Below are 24,870 nucleotides of genomic sequence, written 5' to 3' on the forward strand. Positions count from 1 at the left end.
CATGAAGCTCTCCTCGCCATCGGGCCGCGGCCTGAAGATCGTCTCGAACACGATCCTGGTCATCGTGGGACTCTGCTTCCTGCTGCCCCTCCTGTGGCTCCTGATCGCGTCGTTCGACGGCACCGCGAACCTCACGTTGAAGCTGCCCGCGCCGTTCACGCTCGACAACTTCACATCGGTGCTCACGCCGAGCCTGGCCTTCCAGCCGCTCTGGAACAGCGTCGTGATCTCATTCGGATGCGCGATCATCACGGTCGTGATCGCCGTGCTGGCGGCATACCCGCTCTCTCGCTACCGCATGCGGATCAACCGGCCCTACATGTATGGCATCCTGTTCGGCACCTGCCTGCCGATCACCGCCATGATGGTGCCGGTCTACAACCTCTTCGTCTCGATGAACCTGCTCGACTCCATCTGGGGAACGGTCCTGTTCATGGCGGCAACGAGCCTGCCGATGGCGATCTGGATGATGAAGAACTTCATGGACTCTGTGCCGATCACCCTCGAAGAAGCGGCCTGGACCGACGGGTCGTCGATGATGTCGACTCTGACCCGCATCGTGGTTCCGCTCATGCGGCCCGGTCTCGCCGTGGTGTTCATCTTCGTGTTCGTGCAGGCATGGGGGAACTTCTTCATTCCGTTCGTGCTGCTGTTGAGTCCGAACAACATGCCTGCATCGGTGAGCATCTACCAGTTCTTCGGGCAGTACGGCGCGGTCGCATACGGCAAACTGGCCGCGTTCTCCCTTATCTACTCACTGCCGGTGCTCGGACTGTATGTCGTGACGTCCCGGTTCCTGGGCGGCAGTTCGGCTCTCGCCGGCGCGGTCAAGGGGTGAGTTCACGGCCTGACCACTTCAGCTTCGCAGCCACACCCGCCCGCACTATCAAGGAGCACAAAAGTGCACGATGATTCGCGCCTCGTCCTGGAGCGCATCAACCGTTTTCTCGGCGAGCGCATCGCCCCCGCAATCTACTCGGAGCGGGTTCCGCTCGAACTGACGGCTTGGGACGTGCCCGACGAGCCGGTGCCGTTCGGCGAGGCGGTCGGGCAGTCCTTCGAGCCGTTCGCGGTCGGGCAGCAATGGAGCAAGCCGTGGGGTACGACCTGGTTCCATGTGAAGGGGCGGGTTCCGGATGCCTGGCGCGAGGCATCCGACCGGTCTCCCGTGGAACTCGTGGTCGACCTCGGATTCGAGGGCGATGGCGCCGGTTTCCAGGCCGAGGGGCTGGTGTACGCGCCCGACGGAACCATCGTGAAGGCGGTCGAACCGTTCAACGCGGCCGTCGCCATCGAGGGCGATGCGGTCGACCTCTACATCGAGGCGGCATCGAATCCGAACATCGGCGGCTCCTGGGGCTGGGGCTCCACGCCGATGGGCGATAAGGCGACGGCCGGAACGGAGCCGATCTACCGGCTGCGGAGCATCGCCCTGGCACGCCGAGACGTGACCGTCTGGGAGCTCGAGCGCGACGTGTTCACCCTGCTCGGGCTGCACGCCGAACTGGCGCCGGGGTCGAATCGCGCCGCGCGACTGCTGCGTGCGCTCGAGCGCATGTGCGACGTGATGGACCCGCACGACGTGGCGGGCACGGCTCAGGCCGGACGCGACGCGCTCGCCGGGGTGCTGCACGACGAGGCCGCCACTGGCGTGCACCACATCACGGCCGTCGGCCACGCCCACATCGACTCGGCCTGGTTGTGGCCGACGAGGGAGACGATCCGCAAGTGCGCGCGCACGTTCTCCAACGTGCTGGCGCTGATGGATGAGCATCCTGACTTCGTCTTCGCCTGCTCGTCGGCCCAGCAGTACGCCTGGGTGAAGCAGTTCTACCCGGAGCTGTTCGAGCGCATCCGCGCCCGTGTCGCGGACGGCCGGTTCGTGCCGGTCGGTGGCATGTGGGTGGAGTCCGACACGAACATGGTCGGCGGCGAGGCGATGGTGCGGCAGTTCGTCGCAGGGCAAGGCTTCTTCGAGCGCGAATTCGGCAAGCGGGCCGTCACCGGATGGCTGCCCGACTCGTTCGGCTACACCGGCGCGCTTCCGCAGCTGCTGGCCGGCGCGGGCATCCGTCAGTTCGTCACGCAGAAGATCTCGTGGAACGACACCGACCGGTTCCCCCATCACACGTTCCTGTGGGAGGGCATCGACGGCACACGCGTGTTCACGCACTTCCCGCCGATGGACACCTACAACTCCGACCTGTCGCCGCGGGAGCTGGCGCTCTCCGACCGGCAGTATGCGGAGAAGGGCGCGGCGAACTCGTCGCTTGCTCTGTACGGGTGGGGCGACGGGGGTGGCGGACCCACCCGCGAGATGATCGCGTCGGCACGCCGGGCTCGCTCGCTCGACGGCTCTCCTGCGGTGGAACTCGGCACTCCTGAGGACTTCTTCGCGCGGGCCAAGGCCGAGTACGAGCATCCGCCGGTCTGGTCGGGCGAGCTCTATCTCGAACTGCACCGCGGAACGTACACGTCGCAGGCACGCACCAAGCAGGGCAATCGGCGAAGCGAACATCTGCTTCGTCAGGCCGAACTGTGGGCGACCACCGCGGCGGTGCGCACCGGGGCCGACTACCCGTACGACGAGCTCGAGGCGGCGTGGCAGACCGTACTGCTGCAGCAGTTCCACGACATCCTGCCCGGCTCATCGATCGCATGGGTGCATCGCGAGGCCGAGCGCAACTACGGCCTGGTCGCCGAGCGGCTCGAAGCGGTCATCCAGAGCGCGCTCGACGCGCTCGACGATGCAGCGGGCATGCCAGGCGGCTCAGAAGTGCTCGTGAACGCGTCGCCCTTGCCCATCCGCGGGGTGACCGCGCTGGGCGCCGGCGTTCCGGTCGCGGATGCCTTGGCTCGGGCATCCGTTCGCCGCGACGACGACACCTTGGTTCTTGAGAATGCGCTGGCACGTTTCACCCTGGATGCCGATGGCCGAGTGGTCTCGGCCATCGACCTGGCGAGCGGTCGGGAGGCGATAGCGCCGGGCGAGTCCGCGGGTCTGCAGATCTTCCGCGACACCCCGAACCGGTGGGATGCCTGGGATATCGACGAGCACTACCGGAGGCACGAGGAGGAGCTCGACGCGATCGCGTCGTTGGAGGTCGACGAGCAAAGCTGCGTCGTGCGGGTGACGCGTTCGGCGGGGGAGTCGACGATCGAGCAGGAGTTCACACTCGCGCCCGACACCCCTACCCTTCAGATCATCACCCGCGTGGACTGGCACGAGCGCCAGCGCCTGCTCAAGTTCGCGTTCCCGCTCGACGTGCGGGCCGAGCGTGCGGCCAGCGAGGTGCAGTTCGGGCACGTCTACCGGCCGACGCACGAGAACACGTCTTGGGATGCCGCGCGCTTCGAGACTTCGGCGCACCGCTGGGTGCACGTCGCCGAGCCGGGCTTCGGCGTCGCCGTCGCGAACGACTCGACGTACGGGCACGACATCTCGCGCCGCACCAGGCGCGGGGGCGGAACGATGACGCTGGTACGGCAGTCGCTGCTGCGGGCGCCGCTGTTCCCCGACCCCGAGGCCGACCAGGGCGAGCACGTGGTTCGGTCATCGCTCACGGTCGGCGCCGAACTCGCGGATGCCGTGGCCGCCGGCTACGCCATCAACCTGCCGTTGCGGGCGGTCGCCGCGCCGATCGAGCCGCTGGTGACCGTGGCCGGCGACGGTGTGCTCGTCGAGTCGGTGAAACTCGCCGAGGATCGCTCCGGCGACGTCATCGTGCGGCTGTACGAGGCACTCGGCCGTCGCACGTCGGCGACGATCGGGTTCGGCTTCCCGGTCGGCTCGGTCGTGCAGACCGATCTGCTGGAGCGGCCGCTCGACGATCCCGACGGGTTCGATGCGGGCATCCTCTCGGTGCGGCCGTTCCAGGTGGTGACGCTGCGAGTGACGAGAGGCTGAGGCGCCGAGTCGTCTGCACAGCGCCCATTCGTCGCCCGTCCTGCTCGCGCGCTTCGTCGCGCTGCTCGTTCTGCTCGCGCTGCATGTCCTACTCGCACGATCGGCCGGAACTCGCCAGGTCCGCCGCACGAAATCGACCCTCGTATCCGGCGGATCGTGCGAATGCCGGCCGATCATGCGTGCGCCGACGCAGGGTCATTGACCCGCATTCGGGGGGTTCTTAGGTTGCGTCGATAGCGTCGTATCGATGCGCCCGGCTTCAGAACCATCGGTTTCCGAACCCCAGCTCAGGCTCCGCTCGCTCGACGGTCTGCGAGGTGTGGCGGCGGGCATCGTGCTGCTGCACCACCTGTCGATGACCATTCCCGCCGTGTCGAACGGGTACGACAGCGCGAGCGCGCTCGACGTCTTCTCGCCCGCGTGGTGGCTTGTCGAGACACCGCTGAAGATCTTCGTGGCGGGCCCGGAGTTCGTTCTCGTGTTCTTCGTGCTCAGCGGCTTCGTGCTCGCGCTGGCACCGCTGAAGGCTCGCGGCACGGATGCCCGCAGCCGGCATTCAGGACGGCGCGCGCTTGCGGGGCCCCGCAGTCGCAGCCACGACTGGGTCGCCTACTATCCGCGGCGCATTCTGCGCCTGGGGGTGCCGGTCGTCGCCTCGATGGTGCTGGCGTTCTTCGTGATCACACTGTTCCCTCACCCTTCGAAGGGTTCGGACGGTTCGTGGCTGGCGAGGCAGGCGCATCCGGACACCAGCTTCCACAACCTGTGGACCGAGACGCTGCTGATCGTGGACCCGAATCATCCGTCGGTGAATCCGCCGCTGTGGTCGCTCACCTGGGAGATGTGGTTCTCGCTGCTTCTTCCGCTCGTCGTGCTGATCGCTCTGTTCAGCCGTCGGGTTCCTGCGTTGTGGGGATTGCTGTTCGTCGCGATCAGCGTCTACGGCTACCTCGCGAACATCGAGGCGGCGATGTTCCTGCCGGCATTCGCCCTCGGTGCGCTGCTGGGAGCGAACGCCGATCGCATCCGCGCCCTCGTCGACAGGTGGCGGGGCAGCCGAGCGCTCACCCTCGTGTTCGCCGCCATCCTGATCGCAGGGCCGCTGCTCTCCATCTGCTACTGGTTCGTGCGCCCGATCGTCGGTACGACCGGCGACGAGGTCGCGATGGCGATGCGGGTGCCCGGTGCGTTGCTGCTCGTTGCTGCCGTCGCCTTCTGGCCGGCCGCCGGGCGCGTCTTCGCAGCCCGGCCGTTCGCCGCACTCGGCAAGGTGAGCTTCAGCCTCTATCTCGTGCACTCGCCGATCGTGGTGCTGTTCGGTCTCAACTTCACCGGATCGCGGTGGGGGCTCGTAGCACTGCTCGCAGTCGGCACCAGCGTGGCGTTGGCGATCGCGATGTATCTGCTCGTCGAGCGGCCGTCGCGCCATCTGGCCGGATGGGCGGGACGACGTGTCTCCGGCGCGCTCGCCGCTGTCACCCGGCCGATAGCGGTCGCCGCAGAGCTCGATGAGCACAGGAGCCGGCTCGACCGCGAGCGCGCTCTGGTGTCCTGAGGCGAGCTGGTTTCGACAGGCTCAACCAGCGGTATCCGGCTTCCGCCTTTCGACCACCGCTGGTTGAGCCTGTCGAAACCAGCGAGCGCACGCGTACCGTGATCCACATGTCGACACCGCCGGGAGCGCCGAGCAGTTCCTGGGTGCGCGAGCTGGTGCGTCCGAAGCCGGCGCCGGCGCCCTGGGACCTCGCGCTGCTCACCGCCATCGCGGTCGCGGTGCCGGTCGGGGTGTCGCTGGTGATCTTCCCCGGCGACCCGGCGATTCTCGGGCTCGGCGTGCTCGTGTCCATCGGCGCACTGATCACATCGGTCTCCGATCGCGGAGGCGCTGCGGTTGACCGAGTGCGGCGCATCCTGACGACCGCCGTCTCCGCCGCGATCGGACTGCTCGCCGGGTCGTTGGCTCTCGGCCACGACGCCGCCACCGTGATCGTGGTGGTCGCAGCGGCCGTGCTGTCCGGGATCGCGGGCGTGGTGAGCGCGAACGCGTCGCAAGCGGCACTGCAGTTCCTGATCTACGTCATCGTCGGCAGCGGAATCGACTTCGGGCTGCGTCCGCTCTGGGTGGCGCCGCTGCCGCTGCTCGTCGGAGCCGCCTGGCGTCTCGGTCTCACCGGCATCGCGATCGCGATCAAAGGGCGAGCACGTGCGCCAGAGCGGGCGGCCGTGGCATCCGTGTACACCGCCGTCGCCGCGCAGCTCGACGCCATCGGTACGCCGGCCATCGACGCCGCGCGACGCGACGTGACGACGACGATGAACCAGGCGTACGACCTCATGGTCGCTGCCCGCACGGCACTCGCCGGCCGCGACCCGACGTGGCGCGCCCTCGTCACGCAGCTCAACGCGGCGACCCCGATCGTGGAGGCCGCAACCACAGTGGCTGCGGAAGGGCAGCTTGTGCCGTCGCAGCTTCCGAACACGCTGCGAGCCCTGGCGCGATCCATCGAAGACCCCAAGGCGCCGCCGCCGACGATACCGGCGCCCGATCGCTCGACGACGGGACGTGCGGCGTTGTCGTCGTCGCTGCGCCTCGCCGGCTCGCTGCTGAAGGGCGAGGATCCGGTCACCACCACCGTGCCCATTCAACGACCGGATGCCGTCGGCCTGCCCCGCGTCACCGTGCGGCAGCGTGCACGCACCGCGCTCGACCACCTGCTCAGCGGCGGCGAGACCTGGTTCGCGGTGCTCCGGCTCGTGGTCTGCGTCGCGGTCGCCGAAGCGGTCAGCGTGCTGTTCCCCCTCGAGCGTCCGTACTGGATCGTGCTCACGGTCGCGGTGGTGATGAAGCCCGACTTCGGCTCGGTCTTCGCCCGCGCGGTGCAGCGGGGCCTCGGCACGGTGGTCGGCGTGCTGGTCGGCGCTGTCGTTGTGGAGCTCCTGCCCACAGGCTGGCCGCAGGTCATCGCGCTCGCCCTGCTCGCAGGCGGGATGCCCATCGCTATCCGCCGCAATTACGGGCTGTTCTCCACGTTCATCACGCCGGTCATCGTCATCCTCCTCGAACTCGTGCACAGCGGCGACACCGGCCTCATCGTCAGCCGGGTGGCAGACACGCTGATCGGATGCGCCATCGTGCTCGTCGTCGGGTACCTGCCGTGGCCCTCGACGTGGCGGCCCTCGCACCAGCTCAGCGCGCGGGTCGCGGATGTCGCCACCGACGTCGCGAGTTACCTGAAGGTGGCCCTCGCCGCGCCGCCTGCGGATGCGGCGGGCCGTCCGGCCGCCGCGCGCGACAGGTCCTCGACCCGCCGCACGACCTATCGCCGGCTCTCCGACCTGCGCACGCTCGTGCAGCAGACCCTCGCGGAACCGCCGCCGATCAGCACGGCCGCGGCCGCATGGTGGCCGGAGATCGTTGCGCTGGAACGCGTGACCGACGCCATCACCTCCACCACCATCCATGCCGCGCAGTCTCGGCTGCACCCCGACCAGGGCGGCGTCGGCACGCTCCACGACGCACTCACCGACCTCGCCGACGCGGTGCGTGGCGACCGGCCGCCGGAGCCCATCCAGCTTCCCGCCGACCAACTGCTGCGCTCGATCAGTGACGAGGTGGGTGCAGCGAGGTCTGTTCTCGCCTCGTGAGGCCGCGCCCGACCGCCGGCGTGTCGCTGGGGAACGGTACTGTGCGAAGTAGGCGATTGGGCACGGAGGGGCGTTCATGGCGGCGATCGACATCATCGGCGACGACCGTGCCATGGCGCTGATCCGGGCCAGTGTGATTCCGGATGCGGCGGCGCTCGCGGACACGCTCGTCGCCGGCGGCATCCGCACCATCGAGTTCACCTTCACAACCCCCGACGTCGAGACGCACATCGAGCGCGCCACGGCACGCGACACCGGGGCGCTGATCGGTGCCGGCAGCGTGCTCACCCCCGCACAGGCGCGCAGCGCGCTGGATGCCGGCGCGCAGTTCATCGCGACACCAGGGCTCAGCCCGGCGGTCGCGGAGATCGCTGCACGGGCATCCGTCCCCATGATGATGGGGGCGTTCACGCCCAGCGAGATCATGCAGGCGCTTGCCCAGGGTGTGTGGGCGGTGAAGGTGTTCCCGGCGCAGACCGCCGGACCGGAGCATTTCGAGCACCTCCTGGGTCCGATGCCGATGGCGCGGCTCATCGCCTCAGGCGGCATCGTGGCCGAGAACGCACGCTCCTTCCTCGACGCCGGAGCGTATGCCGTCACGGCCGGATCATCGGTCGTTCCCGCCGAATCGCTGGCGGCATCCGACTGGGCGGACATCCGCGGTCGCGCCGAGGCGTTCGCCGATGCTGTGCGGCACCTGAGAGAGTAGAGGCATGCTGCTTCCCCGACCGACGACCCTCTCCATCGGCGAGGGCGAGTTCGAGCTGACCCGCATCGCCCGCATCACCGCCCCCGCCGAGCTCGCCGGGGCCGCTTCGTGGCTGCAGGGCGTGCTTCGCCCCGCGACCGGATTCCCGCTCGAAATGGGACAGGATGGCGCCGTCGAGCTGGAGTGGAACCCTCAACTGGCGCCGGAAGGGTACACGCTCGACGTGACGCCGGAGGGCGTGCACATCGCCGGCGGCGGCCCGTCTGGAGTGTTCTACGGCTGCCAGTCCCTGCTGCAACTGCTGCCTCCGCAGATCTACCGCAAGGGCCGCGTGCTCGACGTGCCGTGGGTCGTGCCGGTGGTGAGCATCCACGACGCGCCACGTTTCGGCTGGCGAGGCATCATGCTCGACGTCGCCAGGTACTTCATGCCCAAGCACGACATCATGCGCTTCATCGACCTGATGGCGATGCACCGGCTGAACACCCTGCACCTGCACCTGACGGATGACCAGGGCTGGCGCGTGGAGATCAAGCGGTACCCGAAGCTGGCGGAGGTCGGATCGTGGCGGCGCGAGAGCCAGCTGGGTGCGGCATCCTATTCCCGCGGCGACTCACGGCCGCACGGCGGCTTCTACACACAGGACGACCTGCGTGAGATCGTCTCCTACGCGATGGACCGGGCGATCAACGTCGTGCCCGAGATCGAGTCGCCCGGGCATGCGCAGGCCGCGATCGCCGCCTATCCGGAGCTCGGGCTGACCCGTGAGGAGAGCGATCCGCTCGGGGTCTGGACCAGGTGGGGCGTCGACGACAACGTCATCAACCTCGAGGAGTCCACCGTCGAGTTCTTCACGAACGTGCTCGACGAAGTGATCGAGATCTTCCCGTCGCCGTTCGTCGGTGTCGGCGGCGACGAATGCCCCAAGAACGGCTGGCTGCTCGACGAGCGCACGCAGCAGCGCAAGGCGGAGCTGGGACTCTCCACGGAGGATGAGCTGCAAGCGTGGTTCATCCGCCGCCTCGACGATCACCTCTCGCGCCGCGGTCGCAGGCTCTACGGCTGGGATGAGATCCTCGAAGGCGGCCTCGTCGGCTCAGTGAGCCAGGGTGCAACGGTCGCCTCATGGCGCGGGATGACCGGGGCGATCGCGGCGGCGCGCGCCGGTCACGACGTGGTCGCCTGTCCTGACGACCAGGCGTACCTCGACTACCGGCAATCGGACCGCTCGGACGAGCCGATCCCCGTCGGCACCGTGCTCACGATCGCCGACGTGTACCGCTTCGACCCGGTGCCGGAGCAGCTGACGGAGGAGGAAGCAGAGCATGTGCTCGGCGGCCAGGGCAACATCTGGACCGAGCACATGGACTCGCCGCGCACGGTCGACTACTTCGCCTTTCCACGGATGTGCGCTCTCGCCGAGGCTCTGTGGCTCGACGGCGAGCGCGACTACGACGAGTTCGCCGGCCGGCTCGATCAACACCTCGCCAGATTGGATGCCCTCGGCGTCGAATACCGTCGCTCCTCCGGTCCGCTTCCGTGGCAGCAGCGGCCCGGCGTGACCGGCCGTCCGGTCACGCCGCAGCAGCGTGCCGCCTACCTCGCGCCGCTGACGTCGCGCATCGCCGACAGCCGGTCACCGGTGGCCGAGACGACGGCGACCGTCGCCGAGCCGAGCCCTCCGCGCCTGACGGGCTTCGGGATCGACTCGTCGCTGTGAGCTGCACGCCTCGCCGAGACTATGGTTCTCCCGCCGAGACTATGGTTCTCCCGCCGAGACTATGGTTCTCCCGCCGAGACTATGGTTCTCCCGCCGAGACTATGGTTCTTCCGCCGAGACTATGGTCGATGGCCGTAGTCTCGACGGTGAATCCGTAGTCTCGCCGCCTGTCGCGGCGACGCACTACAGGAAGATGTCGGGGAACAGGTCGCTCTCGTCCACGCCGGGGGAGTACTTTCTAAGGTCGGTGATGCCGGCATCCGCCAGCACCTCCTCCACGATGAGCGAGCGCCCGGTGAACTCGCGCGCGGGCTTGGTGAGCACCTCGTAGGCGGCGTCCGCGTAGATCTCCGGCGTGCGGCTCTTGGCCAGCAGGGCTTCGCCGCCCAGGATGTTGCCGACAGCGGCGGTCTTGATGGTGGTGGCCGGCCACAGCGTGTTGGCCGCGATCCCGTCGCGCGCGAACTCGGCGGCGAGACCCAGCGTGACCAGGCTCATGCCGTACTTCGCCAGCGTGTAGCCGGTGTGCGCGCCCAGCCATCTGGGGTTGAGGTTGATCGGCGGGCTCAGCGAGAGGATGTGCGGGTTGAACCCGTTCTTCAGGTGGGGGACGGCCGCACGGGAGAGCATGAATGTTCCGCGCACGTTGACGTCCTGCATGAGGTCGTAACGCTTCGGCTCCAGCTCGAGCGTGCGGGAGAGGTTGATCACGCTGGCGTTGTTCACCACGACGTCGATGCGTCCGAACTCGGCCACCGTGGACTCGACGGCGCGCGCGATGTCGTCGTCGTTGCGCACGTCGCCGACGATGGCCAGCGCGTTTCCGCCCGCGGCACGGATGTCGTCGGCTGCGGTATGGATCGTGCCGGGTAGGCGCGGGTCGGGGGTGTCGGTCTTCGCCAGGAGAGCGACGTTCGCGCCGTCGCGCGCGGCGCGAACGGCGATCGCGAGGCCGATGCCACGGCTGCCGCCCGACATCAGAATGGTGCGTCCTTCAAGGGTGGTCATGGGGTCTCCTCGTCTCGATACGTCGATGAAGCGGATGCCGTCAGCGGGCGGACCGCGCGGCGAACGCTGCGACTCGGGCACGGGCATCCGGCGTCTCGAAGGCGGCACCGATGGTGCGGGCCTCATCATCGAGCCCGTCGCGGAAGCTGCGTGCGACCGCCCCGCGCACGAGCCGTTTCGCCTGCCCGTACGCCCCCGCAGCACCCGCCAGCCAGTGGTCGGCTATCGCCCGGGCGCGCTCGCGCAGCAGATCGTTCGGGACCACCTCGGCCACGAGTCCCCACTCGAGCCCTTCGACGGCGGTGAGGGAGCGGTCGGTGAGCAACAACTGCAGAGCCTTGCGCGCACCGACGGCCTGCGGCAGCAGTGTGCTGACGCCGCAGTCAGGCGTCAGCCCGATGTCGGCGTACTTGGAGACGAAGAACGCGGCCTCGCCGGCCACCACATAGTCGGCGACGAGCATGAAGCCGAGGCCACCGCCGGCCACAGCGCCCTGAACGGCCGCGACGATCGGTTTCGGCGTTTCCGCGAAGATGCGGTGCCCCTCGTGGATGACGTCGGCCAGGCCCTCGACGATCTCGCCCGTTCCGCCGAGCGCGCTCATCGCCGCCACGTCGCCTCCCGCGCAGAACGCCGGGCCTGCGGCGTCGAAGAGCACGGCCCGGATGTCGTCGCGTTCTGCGACCTCCCTCGCCAGATCGCGCCAGCGGTATGCCGCCTCGCCATCGATGGCGTTCAGTCGGTCCGGGCGGTTCAGAGTGAGGTGCGCCAGTCCGTCACTGGCCTCGAACAGGATCGTGTCGCTCATGGTTGTGCCCCCTCATCGGGTCTGTGCTCATCATCGAGCGCTCATCATCGAGCGCTCATCGTCGAGTGCTCATCATCGAGCGGTCGCGACCGCGCCCGCACGTGTGCAACCTACTCCGCTGACGGATGCCCGCCCCGAGTCGGTGTACGCCGGCGACAGTCTCAGACGCGCGACGCGGCTGCGGTGTTGTAGGCATCCGTCAGCGCCGCTGCGGCGTAGCGACACGAGGCGCTTCTTTGCTCGCTGCATCAGCGTGTGGTGAGAAGTGCCGCCGTGCGGAGAATCGGCGCGACATCCCGGCCAGCCGCCTGGTGTGGCGAGATGTCGCGTCGAGTCCCCGCACGGCGGCGAGAGCCCTTTTGGGGGATTGGGCTCAGCTCTCGGTCACGGTGCCTCCGACCGGACCCCGGGTGGCGTGAGCATCACGACACCCCTGACTGGGCCCTCGGGGTGGCGTCAGCATCACGACAGCCCCAACTGGGCCCTCGGGGTGGCGTGAGCATCACGACAGCCCCAGCTGGGCAGAGAGCACGAAGACCGCCGCTCCGAGCACCACGAGGTCGTGGCTGTCGTCGACGATGCTCATGCGCGTGCGCTCGCCCACCGTCGAGAGGGTGCGTGCGTGCACGACCTTCAGCGCCGAGTCCAGTAACGGGCCTTCGATGAGGTCCCTCGGCCCCGCGAGAACGACGTCGTCGAGACCCAGGGCGGCCACGATGGGCGCGATCGCGAGTCCGAGCGAGCGGCCGGCGTCAGACAGCACGGTCTCGCGTGCCTCGTCGCGCGTTGCGCGGAGCCGTGCGCGCAGGTGGGGCACGGCGACGATCTGCTCGAGGCATCCGCGTCGTCCGCAGGCGCACGGCTCGCCGTTCTCGTCGACGACGAGGTGGCCGATCTCGCCAGCGTTGGCGTTGCTGCCCTCGACGAGGGTGTCGCCGATGACGAGGCCCGCGCCGACGCCGTGCTCGATCTCGACGAGCATGAAGCTGGGTGCCGCTTCGCGGAACGTGTGGATCGCCAGGGCCGCCGCATTCGCGTCGTTGCCCACGTGCACCGGCACTCCGAACTCCGCCCGGAACGCACCGGCGAGGTCGAGGCCGGACCATTCGAGGTTGGGCGCTGACAATACGACGCCGGCCGAATCCACTACGCCGGGCGTGCCGATTCCGATGCCGAGCAGCCGCACCGTCGACCTCTTGACGAGATCCCGGGCGAGGGACACGGCCTTCGTGAGTGCGTCTGTTCCGGTGGCGTCGTCGAGCGGCACGTCGGCCCGATGCACGATCTCGCCTCCGATGGCCACGACCGCCCCGACGAACCTGTCGTCGGCGGAGAGGTCGAGGCTCACGACGTGGTACGCATCTTCGTTCAGGCCGATGAGCTGGGCCGGCTTGCCGACACGGGCGTCGGTGCGCTGGCCGAGCTCGCGGATGAGACCCTCGGATGCCAGCTCGCTCACCAGGTCCGAGACCGTCACGCGCGTGAGCCCCGACCGGCGCGCGAGGTCGGCACGGCTCATGGCGCCGTCGTGCAGCAGGGTCTGCAGGAGCAGCGAACGGTTGTGCTGACGGTTGTGCTCCGGCAGCGCCTTCGCCGTCACGCGCAGCTGTGCCATGCTCACCTCCGTCGATGGTCGCTCTGTCGTCGGACCCCATCGGGTCGCGGTTGATGCCGACCGTGTTAGTGAACTGCTCTTACAAACTCCGTGTCAAGTCGACGAGTTTGCAGGCCAAGTGCTTCGTAAGTTTTACTAACAAACATGCCCGAGCCAGAAGTGCCGTTCGATCACGCCGAGCTGCCCATCGACATGAGTGATGCGGATACCCGTGCTCGCGCCATAGCGACGACCCTGCTCCCCGGATTCACCGGCACGCGCCTCCCCGACGCACTGCGTGACCGACTGGCCGCAGGCCTCGGGGGAGTGTGCGTGTTCGGGTCCAACATCGTGTCGGAACAGCAACTGCGCGAACTGAACGACGACATCTTCTCCGTGGCCCGACTCGCCGTGATCGCGATCGACGAGGAGGGCGGCGACGTGACACGACTGAACTACGCGGACGGCTCGCCCTACCCGGGCAACGCGGTCCTCGGCAGGCTGGACGACCTTCCGCTCACCGAGCGCGTCGGACGCGACGTCGGCCGTGCGTTGCGCCGCACCGCGTGCACGCTCGATTTCGCGCCGGACGTCGACGTCAACTCGAATCCCGACAATCCGGTGATCGGCGTTCGCAGTTTCGGCACAGGGGCCGAGCTGGTGGCGCGACACGGGGTCGCGTGGGCCACGGGCATCCAGTCCACGGGTATCGCCGCGTGCGCCAAGCATTTTCCCGGGCACGGCGACACCGCGCTCGATTCGCATCTGGCGCTTCCGGTGATCGACCGCTCGCTGGATGAGTTGCGCGAACGCGAGTTCGTGCCGTTCAAGGCTGCGATCGATGCCGGTGTGTTGAGTGTCATGACGTCGCACATCGTGCTTCCTCAGGTCGATGCCGGCACTCCTGCGACATTCTCACCGCGCATTCTGCAGGAGCTGCTGCGCGAGGATCTCGGCTTCGAGGGCGTGATCGTCACAGACGCGCTCGACATGAAAGGCGCCAGCGGTGAGATCGGCATACCGGAGGCGGCGGTACGTGCGCTGGCCGCCGGTTGCGACCTGCTCTGTCTCGGTTCCGACACGAGCGACGACTTGGTGAACGAGGTCATCGGCACGATCGGCGAGGCCATCGACGCAGGACGGCTGAGCGTGGAACGGGTCGCGGTTGCGGCGCGCCGGGTGCGCGCACTGGCGCGGCGGCTCGAGAAGCTGCGGGAGAGCATCCCCGAGTTCGCTGCCGGCGAAGAGAACGACGGGCCGACGGTGGGCCGCGCGGAGCAGGCGTTCGACGTGCGGCCGGGTGCGGTCGACGCGCTGCAGCGGGCGCGCGCACCGTTCTCAGTGGTGCGTCTGGAGACCGAGGCGAACATCGCCGTCGGCGTCGCGCCCTGGGGGCCGTTCGCGCAGGTCGTCGCGCAGCCATCGTCCCCGGATTCTGTGGAGTGGGTCGGGCATCCGGAGTTCATCGTCTCGGAATCCGAAGCGGCAGGTGGCGAGCTCGACCGCCGAATCGCCGACGTGCTGGCCGCGGTGCCGGCCGACCGCGGCGTCGTCGTGATCGGCAAGGCGGTTCACAGGCATCCGTTCGCGCGGGCGACCGTGGACGCGCTGCGTTCGGCCCGCACCACGCTCGTCGTCGACATGGGCTGGCCGTCGGATGATCGGGCGTATTCCGACATCGCGACGTTCGGCGCATCCAGGCTGATCGGACGGGCGCTGATGTCGCTGCTGGCCCCTCGGACGCACGTGGAGAACGGGCGGTGAGGGTCGGCCTCGACATCGGCGGCACCAAGGTCGACGCCGTGGTGCTCGATGACGACCTCGCCGTGATGGCGAACGTGCGCACCCCGACCGGGCTCGGACCCGACGGCGTGTTGGCGTCGGCGGAGCGTGCGACGCGAGAGGTGATGGCGTCACATGGTGCGCCTCTCACCGAGGTGAGCTCGGTCGGCATCGGCATTCCCGGCATGGTGGATGCCTCCACCGGCGAGGTCAGGCATGCCGTCAACCTCGACGTCGAGCACCTCGCTCTCGCCGACGAACTCGCGGCTCGCATCGGTGCGCCCGTTCGAGTGGAGAACGACGTGAAGGCGGCGGCGCTCGGCGCCTACCACCTGCTCGGTCTGCGCGGATCGGCCGCGCTGCTCAATCTCGGCACCGGGCTCGCAGCAGGCATCGTCGTCGACGGACGCCTGTGGCGTGGCGCGGAGGGCGGCGCCGGCGAGATCGGCCACATCCCGGTCGTGCCGGGTGGCGTTCTGTGCGGCTGCGGCCAGCGCGGATGCCTCGAGACCGTGGCCAGCGGGTCCGCCGTCGCGCGCGTGTGGCCCAGCGAGACCCAGCCGCCCGCCGTCGACCTGTTCGACAAGGCGGATGCCGGCGACTCGCGAGCGCAAGAAGTGCGGCGCGCGCTTGCGGAGGGCGTGGCATCCGCTGTGCGTATTCTCGTGCTCACAGTCGACGTCGGCACGGTCGTGATCGCCGGCGGACTGAGCAACCTCGGGGACCGACTGCTGGCGCCGGTGCAAGACGTGCTGCACGGGTGGGGGGCGGACTCGCGGTTCCTCGCCTCGCTCGGCCTTGCGGAGCGTGTGCGCATGCTGTCGCCGCAGCTGTCGGCAGCCGCAGTCGGCGCCGCGCTCGTCGGCGGGCCGGCTCCCGTCGGCGCAACGGTGCAGGCGGGTGGACTGGTCCCCGGCACCGCCGCGCAGGTGGGCGGGGTGGTCCCCGGCACCGCCGCCCGTATCGGTGCGGCCGGGCTGGTCAGGGGGGCCGCGCAGGTAGAGCAGACTGGTACCGAGACTCGAGAGCTTCTGGAGGGGCATCCGTGGAGGTTGTGATCAAGCAGACCGCCGATGAGGTGGGGGTGCTCGCCGCCGATCTGATCGAGCGGGTCGTCGAGTCGAAGCCGCGTGCGGTGATAGGACTGGCGACCGGATCGTCGCCGCTGGCGATCTACGCCGGCTTGGCGCGGCGAGTGGCTGCCGGCAGTCTCGACTTCACCGGCGTTCGCGGGTTCGCGCTCGACGAGTACGTGGGCATTCCGGAGGAGCATCCGCAGAGCTACGCATCCGTGATCCGAACCGAGGTGGTCGAGCCGCTGCACATGGATCCGACACTGGTGCAGGTGCCTGACGGCCGGTCGGTCGACATCGAGGTGGCGTGCCGGGACTACGAGCAGGCGATCGCGGATGCCGGCGGCATCGACATCCAGATCCTCGGCATCGGCGGGAACGGGCACATCGGATTCAACGAGCCGACGTCGTCGTTCCGCTCGCGTACCCGGATCAAGACGTTGGCGCCGAAGACGCGGGCGGACAATGCCCGCTTCTTCGACTCGCCGGAGCAGGTGCCGACGCATTGTGTGACACAGGGGCTGGGCACGATCATGGATGCCCGCAGGCTCGTGCTCGTCGCGCAGGGCGAAGGCAAGGCGGATGCCATCGCCGCGGCCGTGGAGGGGCCGGTGTCGAGCGTGTGCCCGGCATCCATCCTGCAGTTCCACGAGCACGCGACGGTGATCGTGGATGAGGCGGCCGCGAGCAAGCTCCGCTTCGCGGACTACTACAGGTACACCTACGACAACAAGCCGGCCTGGCAGCTGTAGCGCCGCGATCGCTGTGACCCGGCCCGTCGCAGCACGGCCCGTCGCCACGCGGCCCGCGCCCGGCCCGCGGATGAATCCATGGCCGAACCTGTCGCTTCCGGCCAGTGAAGCGACTGTATGGGCCATGAACTTTGGTGCGGCTACCCACGCCAGCCTCCACGGATGAGAGCTGTACGGATGCGCGCTATCGCCGGTTTCGCCGAGGGATAGACCAGTCCCGATGTGAGCCGCACGACCTCCCGGCCTGCGTCGACACACGCAGAATGCTTGTCCACGTCGCGTTGCCATTGCTTGCGGTCGGTCCTGTGGTGGTCACCGTCATACTCGGTCAGCACGCGATACTCGGGGTAGGCGAACTCCGTGAACCCGATCGGCGTCCCGTTCGCGGCGAACACGTCGTAGTCGAGGTGCGGGTCCGGCAGGCCCGCTCGGGCACCGGCAAGGCGCGTTCGCGTCTCCGCCGCCGACGAACTGCCGACACGGATCATGGCGAGTGCCGTGCGCAGCTTGGCCGCGTGCCGACGGTACGGCGCGCTCGCCGCCGCGCTGAGTTGCTCGAGGGTGGCGAGGGCATCCCCTGGCGTGCCCCGCTGCATGCCGTGGCATCGCGGAATCCGCACGATGGCATCGCCGACCTCGACCAGCTCATCGACGCTGAGATCGTCGGCGAGCATCGCCCACGTGGATGCCGGACTGGAAACCCGAATTCCGTCCAATGTGCGCGCGCTCGTAAGTCGTTCACCGAACTGGTGTCCTCGAGTGCCGGCCGCCTTCGACGTGCGTCGTGGCGCGATCGCGCCGATGTCGATCCCGCGAGGGGGAACCTCCACTCCGCGATGTCGAGACGGCACCAGGGAGGCACGTAGCAGGCGAAGCGGAATCGGCAGGCCCCAGAGCACGGCAGCAGTCACGTGGCAGAAGAACCACCCGGGAGCTGCCGTGGTGGCGAATGCGGTTGCACGAGCCACGATTCCGCGGCGAAGACATTCGGCCCCGACCGCGAAGGGACTCCCGTCGTCGGGCCGTGCGCCTTCTCCCTCAGCGAATTCAGCACGTGAGTTGAACATCCGCACGCCGCGGAAAGGCGATGCCAGACGAGGATGCCGCAGTCGCCCCTCCGTGACTCCGGCGGCGTGAGCATCCTTCACGGAGAAGGCGTCACCGAGCTCTGCAGGCAGTGGCTCGGAGATCCGTGGCATGCGACCATGCTGTCCGAATCATGGCTGCGGAGGGGCAGCCGTGGAGCGTTGGTGGAGGATCCAACGACGCGAACGCCTGGGGACGACGAGCGTCCGCCGTCCGAGCGGCCGCACGCTCTGGGTGCCGTGGGAGAACCGCTCGCACTATCCGGCGAATTCCTGTCCCGATCCGTTGCTATCAGGCGGGATAACGACGGCTACGGCCATGAAGTCCCGGTCTGCGGCGCCACGGGGCAGCGCAGACCGGGCGGCGCAAGGAGTCAGACCAGAAGGTCGCCGGCGGCCCAGACCTGATGCACGGACCACTCGTGGTCGAGCAGCACCGCGTCGGCGAGGTAGCCGGCGGCGAGACGGCCGAGCTCGTGCTCGCGGCCGAGCATGCGCGCCGGCGTCAGCGTCAGCGCTTCGACGGCGGCGACGGGCGCGATGCGGGTACGCTCCACGGCGATCTTCAATGCGGTGTCCTGCGTCAGGGTGGACCCGGCGATGCTCGTGCCGTCCGCCAGCATGGCCTGGCCGTTCACCACGTTCACGGTGAGGGAGCCGAGCTGGTACACGCCGTCGGTCGAGCCGGCCGCTGCCATGGCATCCGTGATGAGCGCGATGCGGTGCGGTGCCTGCACGAACGCGAGATGTGCGACATCCGGATGCACGTGGAATCCGTCGAGAATCAGCTCGAGCGTGACGCGGGGATCGTCCACCGCGGCCACGATCGGGCCGGGAGCACGGTGATGGATGCCCGGCATCGCATTGAACGCGTGCGTGAGCACGCGCGCCCCGGCATCGAACGCCTGCGCGGCCTGCTCCTCGGTCGCGTTCGTGTGCCCGACGGCCACCACCACGCCGGCCTCGACGAGCACGTCGATCGCTTCCATGGCGCCCGCGAGTTCCGGCGCGATCGTGATCTGCTGCAGCGTTCCCCTCGCCGCAGCGATGAGCAACTCGACCGCCTCGAGGTCGTCGGGCGTGATGAGGAAGTGCGGGTTGTGCGCGCCACGCTTGTCGGCGTTGAGGAACGGGCCCTCGAGGTGCGAGCCCAGCACGAGCGGGTCGGAGTCGGTCAGATCGGCGATGAGGCGCAGGCTGTCGCACAGCTGGGGCACCGGATTGGCGACGAGGCTCAGCACCGAGCGCGTCGTGCCGTGGCGGCGGTGCGTGCGCAAAGCGGTGCGCAGGTCGTCGAGGTCGCCCTCGTAGGCGCATCCGCCCGCGCCGTGCGAGTGCACGTCGACGAAGCCCGGCGTGAGCCAGTGGCCGCCGGCATCCGTCACGGCGGCGCCGTCTGCGTACGCCCTCCAGCCGGTGCCGTTCCCGGTGGCGACGATGCGGTCGCCCTCTGAGGCGAGCCAGAAGTCGTCGACCTGGCCGTCGACATCCAGCTTGCGAGCGCCGTGGATGACCAGCGCGGCGCTCACGAGAGTTCCCGTCGTCCGCTGACGATGCCGCTCAGCAGCGCGACGAGTGCGAACACGACGGCGACGATGGGCTGGCCGAGGTCCCACCAGGCGAAGGCGGCGGCAGTCATGACGATGATCTCGACGATCGCCTTGCCGAACGTGTCGATGCGGATGACCGCCTTCGGCGACCGGAACAGCGCCCAGAGCACGATCGCGAACAGCGGCGCGCCGATGCCGACCACGATGTTCCACGGCAGCGGCCATGCGATGAAGCCCCACACGGCAAGGCTCACGAACGCGAACAGCTCGATGACGAAACGGAGTATGTCCCACGGCCCGATCTGAGGCTGGGCGGGAGCGTGCGGATGCTCGGAGTTCTGGGCAGACATCGTCTCCATCGTATCCGGACGCGGGCGCAGCCCGGCCCGACGAGACTGCACGCCCGCCCCGAGAGTGTGGGTAGTACCCGCTGTTTCGGGGCGGTCGTGCAGTCTCACGGGAACGCGGCGTGCAGTCTCACGGGAACGCGAGCGAGCGGACGGATCAGCGGAAGATGATCGTACGGACTCCGTCGAGCAGGATGCGGTTCTCCGCGAACCATTTCACCGCTTGCGTCAGCGTGCGGCTCTCCTCGTCTTGACCGATCGCGACCAGCTGCGACGGCGACTGGGAGTGGTCGACTCGCACCACGTTCTGCTCGATGATCGGCCCCTCGTCGAGGTCGCTCGTGACGAAGTGAGCGGTGGCTCCGATGAGCTTCACACCACGCGCGTGCGCCTGCTTGTACGGATTCGCGCCCTTGAAGCCGGGCAGGAACGAGTGGTGGATGTTGATGCAGCGCCCCGCCAGCGCATCGCACAGCTCCGGAGACAAGATCTGCATGTACCTGGCGAGCACGACGAGCTCGATGTCGTGCCGCTCCACCTCCTCGAGCACGCGGGCCTCGAAGGCGGCCTTGCCCGCGGCATCCGTCACGGCGAGCGAGTCGAAGGGCACGCCGTAGAAGCCGGCGAGATCGCGCAGGGCGCCGTGGTTGGAGAGCACGAGGGGGATGTCCACCGGCAGCTGCCCCGCCCGCTGCCGGAACAGCAGGTCGTTCAGGCAGTGCGCAGCCGTCGAGACGAGCACGAGGGTGCGCAACGGCCGGCCGACCGTGTCGAGCGTGTACATCATCTCGTAGCGCTCGGTGACCGGGTTCAGCGCCGCCTCGAACTCTGCGTGATTTGCGGGCGACTGGATCTGCAGCCGCATGAAGAACCGGCCGGTGTCGGCGCTGGAGAACTGCTGGCTCTCGGTGATGTTGCCGCGTGCCTGCACGACGGCTCCGCTGACCGCGTGCACGATGCCGGGCCGATCGGCGCAGTTCAGCGTGAGCACCCAGTGCTGTAGGGCATCCATCCCATCAGGGTAGGGCACCGTCTGGTGGGCACTGAACGACAGGCGAACCAGGAGTTCGTTGAGGTGCCGATGAGGCGTGAGCGGTCGAATCGAATCGATTAGAGTAATCGCGGCTCCGCTGCTCAACACACTCGATCGGCTCGGCAACCCCAGCAAACCGGGGTCGCTCTCGACTCGGTCGCGTTTACGAGGCTGCATGAGCAGTGAAGGAGGAACCGCGATGCAGTCGCACACGCATCAGCCCGACACCGCACGTTTTCCGTGGGCCGGGATGATCGCGCTCGCCACGGCGGCGTTCCTCGCCGTCACCAGCGAAACGCTGCCCACGGGCCTGCTCCCCGAGCTGGCGAACGGCCTGCACGTCTCGACCCCGCAGGCGGGGCTGCTCGTGTCGGTGTACGCGTTCACGGTGGTCGTCGCGGCGACACCGGTGACGGCGCTGACCCGGCGCATTCCGCGGCGCGCGCTGGTGGTGAGCGTCATCATCGTGATCGGCCTCAGCTCGCTGCTTCTGGCCATCGCGCCGAACTACACGGTCGCCGTCATCGCACGCATCACGGGGGGCGTGGCGCACGGCGTCTTCTGGGCCGTGACCGGAGCGTACGCCGGCCACATCGTGCCATCGCATCAATTGGCCAGGGCCGTCTCGATCACGTCGGGAGGCGTCTCGCTCGCGCTCATCCTCGGCTCGCCGCTGGCCACGATCCTCGGTCATGCGGCCGGATGGCGCGTCGCGTTCGCGGTGGTCGGATGCCTCCTGGTCGTGGGATCGCTCGTGGTCGGCACGATGCTGCCGCGGGCGAGCGTGCCAGGAGTCGGGACGGCGACGGCGAGCATCCCGACCGTCACCGGAAGCGTTCCAGCCGTGACCGCCCCGGTCGCCGGCCTGCCGCGTCGCTCGAAGCGACGTGCGCGTGGAGGCGATGCGAGCATCCGTCCGGTGATCGTGATCTGCGTGCTCACCGGAACGATCGTGCTCGGCAGCATGACGTTGAACGCGTATGTCGCTCCGTTCGTGTCGGATGCCATGGGACTCGGTGTCGGTGCCGTCGGCCCGTTGCTGTTCGTCGGCGGCATGATGGGCGCGGTCGCCACCGTGCTGGTCGGTGTGTGGCTGGGTCGGCATCCAGGGCGGGCGATCACCGTGGCTCTGGCGCTGACGACCGTGGGCGTCGCGGTTCTCGCGGTGGTTCCCGGCATCACGCCCGTGGCGATCGCGGCGTTCGCTCTGTGGGCCCTTGCCTTCGGATGCCTGCCACCCCTTCTTCAGACCCGGTTGCTGCAGGCGGCGTCCCCCCGGTTCCGTGATACCGCGAGCGCCCTTTACACGACGGCGTTCAACGTGGGGATCGGCGGGGGTGCCGTCGTCGGCGGCGGGATCTATGCGGTGTGGGGCATCGACGCCGTGCCGTGGGCGGCCCTGATCGTGCTGGTGCTCGCGGTGGTCATGCTCGCTGTGGTCAGCGGAGTGCGACCTGGATCAAGCGTCGCCGGCGAACGTGACATCGACGCTGACGTGTGTGCTGGGACCGAAGCGGCCTGAACCGCCGGCGTAGCGCACCGCGATGTCGTGCGAGCCGGGCGTGCTCACGAAGAAGTAGTCGGTTCCACCGAACGCGACGTCCGGCTTGGTCGGCACGCCATCGAGGAGGATCTGCGTCGGCGCGCCCGCAACGCCGGCCACCGTCACCGCGACCACGGGCGAGCCTTTCCAGAGCACGTTCCCGGCCGTCACGCCGGGGCCGGTGAGCGAGAAGCGGGCGGACGCGCTCGGCGAGGTCGCGCCGTCGATCGACTGGCTGGCCGTGACAGTGCCCGAGACGGTTGCGGACGGCGACGTGGTCGAGCGAGCTTGGCCGGCCGACGGCGTGGGGGTGGGGGTCTGGTCGCCGACGGACGGCGCCGAGGGCTTCGGAGCCACCGCGGCCATAGCCCGCAGGTGCGAGGCCGGGATCGCAGTCGTCGTGCTCGTGCCGGCGGACGCCGGGGCGCCGGTCGGCCTGATCACGGACGCGGGAGCGGCCGAGGCCGCGGTCGGCGCGGCCACCTGCGCACTCCACACGCCGGACGAGCCGGCCGTGACGCTGGTGGCGGCACCACCGGCCGACACCGTCACGGTCGCGCCCGGAGTCGCGGTGCCGGAGACCAGCGGGTAGTACAGGTTTCCGCCCGTGTCGACCGTGCCGATCGTCGGCGCCGCCGGTTGCTGCGGCTGGGTGGGGGCTGCCGGACCGGTCGGGGTGCTCGGCGCTGCCGGCGCAGCGGGCGCGCTCGATGTCGCGGACGGGCCGCCGGCCCCGGGACCGGAGCGGCCGGAATCCGAGGGGGAGGGATCGTTCGGTGCCGGAACATCGGAAGGCGCGGGCGCCGCCGGTGGAGCCGAGGCGTTCGTCGAAGGATCACCGGACGTCGAGCCGGTGCGCGAAGAGTCGGTGTGCGAGGAGCCGAATCCCTGCGCGACGACCGTGCGGGAGGCATCCGTTCCTCGTCCCGGCGAGGTCGCGATGAGTACTCCGGCGACGGCTGCGCCGACGACCACGACGGATGCCGCCGTACCCACGATCACGCCCGTCGCACCACTGAAGACTCCGCCGATGCCGCCCGAGGAGCCGACGCTCGCACCTGCGCCGGCGGACGACGCACCCGATCCCACTGTGGTTCCCACTGTGGCTCCGACGCCGACGATCACGCCGGTCTTCAGTGTCGCCGCGTACACCGTTGCCGCTCCGCTGCCGAGGATCAGCGGAAGCAGCACGAGCGCGAGCCGCAAGCCGGTCTCCTCCGCTTCGGCGGCCGCCATTCTGCACAGCTCACAGGTCTGAAGGTGCGCATCCACCCGCGCGTTGTCGCGCTTGCCGAGACGTCCGCGCGAGTGCGCCGCAAGGTGCTCGACGGTCCAGGCGCATGCCGGCTCCAGATCGGCCGACGTGAGGTGTGCGCGGATCCAGGCCTGCCGCAGACCCTCCCGCGCCCGATAGCAGAGCGCTGCGGCTGCCTGAGCGCTGAGGCCCACCAGCGGAGCCAGTTCGGCGGGCTGCATGCCCTCGACCTCGCTGTACCAGAGCGCCTCCTGCCAGCGCGGCGGCAGGGAGCGGAAGGCCTGCGTGGTCATCGATCGCTCGAGGGTGGCCAGCGAGTGATCCTCCTGCACCGCGAGCCTGTCGAGCTCCTCCGGCTCCAGTGGAAGGGCGTCCTTGCCGGCGCGGCCCCACGAGGCGGCGATGTTCCGCACCGTCGTGAACAGATAGGGGCGGAACGCGTTCGTCGGTCCGTTCCCCGACTTCAGGGCCTGCAGGATTCGCGCGTATGCCTCGGAGACGAGGTCGTCCGGCTCGTAGGTGCTCGTGACGGAACGGGCGACGGATGCGGCGGCCGACGCGTGCCGGCGGAAGAGCGTCGCGTAGGCATCCGTGTCGCCCTTGCGGGTCAGGCGTACGAGCTCGGCGTCGCCGGCGCGCTCGAGTCGGCGCGGGGAGTGGTGCGCTGACATTCGGGTCGTCTGTCGCCTTTCGCGCCTCACGGCGCCGGATACATGAGTGCTGAGCCTCGTCGGCGGTGGGGCAGGGCCGCCGTCCGGGTCCCTTGATTCTCCGTTGACCGACCTGTATACGCAATTCGCACGTCGGAGACAGATTGCGAGAAGAGCGTCTACGCGTCGATGCAACGGACATCGGTGCTGCGTCGCGAAGAATCTCAGCGAACCCGCGTCATGATCCGGTGCGCGCCGCGTCTTCTCATAGTGAAACGGACCACCGTCGCGTCACATTCGGCTTCTGGCGCGGCGGCCCTGGCTGCGACCCGAAAACGGTCAGGATGCCGCGTGCGCCTGTGGGGGCTCAGAGCACGTGGTGCCGGGGTGGTGCCGGCGATGTGAACTC

General features: G+C 69.0%; 18 protein-coding genes. 10 read left to right on the forward strand and 8 right to left on the reverse strand.

Going from position 1 to position 24,870, the window contains the following annotated elements:
* Position 1: 1 nt before the first annotated feature.
* The 6 genes from ACYVDK_RS08300 to ACYVDK_RS08325 all read left to right on the forward strand — a co-directional run bounded on the left by ACYVDK_RS08300 (position 2) and on the right by ACYVDK_RS08325 (position 9,981).
* Complete coding sequence (locus tag ACYVDK_RS08300; RefSeq protein ID WP_460520551.1) at positions 2-838, forward strand: carbohydrate ABC transporter permease; 837 nt, start codon at positions 2-4, stop codon at positions 836-838.
* A gap of 63 nt (positions 839-901) precedes the next feature.
* Positions 902-3,907: an alpha-mannosidase gene (locus tag ACYVDK_RS08305; protein ID WP_460520553.1), complete on the forward strand. Its 3,006-nt coding sequence runs from the start codon at positions 902-904 to the stop codon at positions 3,905-3,907.
* A 247-nt stretch (positions 3,908-4,154) separates the two neighbouring features.
* Positions 4,155-5,462 (forward strand): acyltransferase family protein, encoded by a 1,308-nt coding sequence (locus ACYVDK_RS08310; RefSeq protein ID WP_460520555.1) that lies wholly within the window; start codon positions 4,155-4,157, stop codon positions 5,460-5,462.
* A 107-nt stretch (positions 5,463-5,569) separates the two neighbouring features.
* The gene (locus ACYVDK_RS08315) at positions 5,570-7,552 is read left to right on the forward strand and encodes an FUSC family protein (protein ID WP_460520557.1); all 1,983 of its coding nucleotides are present in this window, start codon (positions 5,570-5,572) and stop codon (positions 7,550-7,552) included.
* Positions 7,553-7,628: 76 nt separating this feature from the next.
* Complete coding sequence (locus tag ACYVDK_RS08320) at positions 7,629-8,261, forward strand: bifunctional 4-hydroxy-2-oxoglutarate aldolase/2-dehydro-3-deoxy-phosphogluconate aldolase (protein ID WP_460520559.1); 633 nt, start codon at positions 7,629-7,631, stop codon at positions 8,259-8,261.
* A 4-nt stretch (positions 8,262-8,265) separates the two neighbouring features.
* The gene (locus ACYVDK_RS08325) at positions 8,266-9,981 is read left to right on the forward strand and encodes a beta-N-acetylhexosaminidase (protein ID WP_460520561.1); all 1,716 of its coding nucleotides are present in this window, start codon (positions 8,266-8,268) and stop codon (positions 9,979-9,981) included.
* 183 nt (positions 9,982-10,164) lie between these two features.
* Here the strand turns inward: ACYVDK_RS08325 and ACYVDK_RS08330 are convergent, their stop codons facing one another.
* The 3 genes from ACYVDK_RS08330 to ACYVDK_RS08340 all read right to left on the reverse strand — a co-directional run bounded on the left by ACYVDK_RS08330 (position 10,165) and on the right by ACYVDK_RS08340 (position 13,412).
* Complete coding sequence (locus tag ACYVDK_RS08330) at positions 10,165-10,989, reverse strand: SDR family oxidoreductase (RefSeq protein ID WP_460520563.1); 825 nt, start codon at positions 10,987-10,989, stop codon at positions 10,165-10,167.
* A 40-nt stretch (positions 10,990-11,029) separates the two neighbouring features.
* Positions 11,030-11,797 (reverse strand): enoyl-CoA hydratase/isomerase family protein, encoded by a 768-nt coding sequence (locus ACYVDK_RS08335; protein WP_460520565.1) that lies wholly within the window; start codon positions 11,795-11,797, stop codon positions 11,030-11,032.
* A gap of 502 nt (positions 11,798-12,299) precedes the next feature.
* Positions 12,300-13,412 (reverse strand): ROK family transcriptional regulator, encoded by a 1,113-nt coding sequence (locus ACYVDK_RS08340; RefSeq protein WP_460520567.1) that lies wholly within the window; start codon positions 13,410-13,412, stop codon positions 12,300-12,302.
* A gap of 144 nt (positions 13,413-13,556) precedes the next feature.
* On the opposite strand from ACYVDK_RS08340, the gene ACYVDK_RS08345 reads away from it, so the two are divergent.
* The 3 genes from ACYVDK_RS08345 to nagB are packed head-to-tail and all read left to right on the forward strand — an operon-like array spanning position 13,557 to position 16,998.
* On the forward strand, positions 13,557-15,155 hold the full coding sequence (locus ACYVDK_RS08345) for a glycoside hydrolase family 3 protein (protein WP_460520569.1): 1,599 nt from the start codon (positions 13,557-13,559) through the stop codon (positions 15,153-15,155).
* Entirely contained in the window at positions 15,152-16,231 is a 1,080-nt protein-coding gene (locus ACYVDK_RS08350) for an ROK family protein (RefSeq protein ID WP_460520571.1), read from the forward strand. The genes ACYVDK_RS08345 and ACYVDK_RS08350 overlap by 4 nt, the downstream gene beginning before the upstream one ends.
* On the forward strand, positions 16,219-16,998 hold the full coding sequence (nagB, locus tag ACYVDK_RS08355) for a glucosamine-6-phosphate deaminase (RefSeq protein WP_460520573.1): 780 nt from the start codon (positions 16,219-16,221) through the stop codon (positions 16,996-16,998). Before ACYVDK_RS08350 ends, nagB begins: the two co-directional genes overlap by 13 nt.
* Before the next feature lie 140 nt (positions 16,999-17,138).
* Here the strand turns inward: nagB and ACYVDK_RS08360 are convergent, their stop codons facing one another.
* From ACYVDK_RS08360 to purU, 4 genes are all read right to left on the reverse strand, one after another.
* A complete protein-coding gene (locus ACYVDK_RS08360; protein WP_460520575.1) occupies positions 17,139-18,197 on the reverse strand; it encodes a hypothetical protein in 1,059 nt (352 codons plus the stop codon).
* Positions 18,198-18,457: 260 nt separating this feature from the next.
* Entirely contained in the window at positions 18,458-19,612 is a 1,155-nt protein-coding gene (gene nagA, locus ACYVDK_RS08365; RefSeq protein WP_460520577.1) for an N-acetylglucosamine-6-phosphate deacetylase, read from the reverse strand.
* Complete coding sequence (locus tag ACYVDK_RS08370; protein WP_460520579.1) at positions 19,609-19,983, reverse strand: YrdB family protein; 375 nt, start codon at positions 19,981-19,983, stop codon at positions 19,609-19,611. The genes nagA and ACYVDK_RS08370 overlap by 4 nt, the downstream gene beginning before the upstream one ends.
* A gap of 154 nt (positions 19,984-20,137) precedes the next feature.
* Positions 20,138-20,992, reverse strand: coding sequence for a formyltetrahydrofolate deformylase (gene purU / locus ACYVDK_RS08375; protein WP_460520581.1), 855 nt, complete (start codon positions 20,990-20,992; stop codon positions 20,138-20,140).
* A 196-nt stretch (positions 20,993-21,188) separates the two neighbouring features.
* On the opposite strand from purU, the gene ACYVDK_RS08380 reads away from it, so the two are divergent.
* Positions 21,189-22,535, forward strand: coding sequence for an MFS transporter (locus ACYVDK_RS08380; RefSeq protein ID WP_460520583.1), 1,347 nt, complete (start codon positions 21,189-21,191; stop codon positions 22,533-22,535).
* Here the strand turns inward: ACYVDK_RS08380 and ACYVDK_RS08385 are convergent.
* Positions 22,473-24,482, reverse strand: coding sequence for a sigma-70 family RNA polymerase sigma factor (locus ACYVDK_RS08385; protein ID WP_460520585.1), 2,010 nt, complete (start codon positions 24,480-24,482; stop codon positions 22,473-22,475). The two genes, ACYVDK_RS08380 and ACYVDK_RS08385, sit on opposite strands and share 63 nt — an antisense overlap.
* Between the last annotated feature and the right edge of the window lie 388 nt (positions 24,483-24,870).

It is taken from the genome of Humibacter antri, assembly GCF_054777235.1.

What these genes read in the sequence shown, in the direction of transcription:
- ACYVDK_RS08300 (WP_460520551.1), top strand. Translation starts at nt 2, where the DNA reads ATGAAGCTCTCCTCGCCATCGGGCCGCGGCCTGAAGATCGTCTCGAAC.
- ACYVDK_RS08310 (WP_460520555.1), top strand. Translation starts at nt 4,155, where the DNA reads ATGCGCCCGGCTTCAGAACCATCGGTTTCCGAACCCCAGCTCAGGCTC.
- ACYVDK_RS08315 (WP_460520557.1), top strand. Translation starts at nt 5,570, where the DNA reads ATGTCGACACCGCCGGGAGCGCCGAGCAGTTCCTGGGTGCGCGAGCTG.
- ACYVDK_RS08320 (WP_460520559.1), top strand. Translation starts at nt 7,629, where the DNA reads ATGGCGGCGATCGACATCATCGGCGACGACCGTGCCATGGCGCTGATC.
- ACYVDK_RS08325 (WP_460520561.1), top strand. Translation starts at nt 8,266, where the DNA reads ATGCTGCTTCCCCGACCGACGACCCTCTCCATCGGCGAGGGCGAGTTC.
- ACYVDK_RS08330 (WP_460520563.1), bottom strand. Translation starts at nt 10,989, where the DNA reads ATGACCACCCTTGAAGGACGCACCATTCTGATGTCGGGCGGCAGCCGT.
- ACYVDK_RS08335 (WP_460520565.1), bottom strand. Translation starts at nt 11,797, where the DNA reads ATGAGCGACACGATCCTGTTCGAGGCCAGTGACGGACTGGCGCACCTC.
- ACYVDK_RS08340 (WP_460520567.1), bottom strand. Translation starts at nt 13,412, where the DNA reads ATGGCACAGCTGCGCGTGACGGCGAAGGCGCTGCCGGAGCACAACCGT.
- ACYVDK_RS08345 (WP_460520569.1), top strand. Translation starts at nt 13,557, where the DNA reads ATGCCCGAGCCAGAAGTGCCGTTCGATCACGCCGAGCTGCCCATCGAC.
- ACYVDK_RS08360 (WP_460520575.1), bottom strand. Translation starts at nt 18,197, where the DNA reads ATGCCACGGATCTCCGAGCCACTGCCTGCAGAGCTCGGTGACGCCTTC.
- ACYVDK_RS08370 (WP_460520579.1), bottom strand. Translation starts at nt 19,983, where the DNA reads ATGTCTGCCCAGAACTCCGAGCATCCGCACGCTCCCGCCCAGCCTCAG.
- purU (WP_460520581.1), bottom strand. Translation starts at nt 20,992, where the DNA reads ATGGATGCCCTACAGCACTGGGTGCTCACGCTGAACTGCGCCGATCGG.
- ACYVDK_RS08380 (WP_460520583.1), top strand. Translation starts at nt 21,189, where the DNA reads ATGAGCAGTGAAGGAGGAACCGCGATGCAGTCGCACACGCATCAGCCC.
- ACYVDK_RS08385 (WP_460520585.1), bottom strand. Translation starts at nt 24,482, where the DNA reads ATGTCAGCGCACCACTCCCCGCGCCGACTCGAGCGCGCCGGCGACGCC.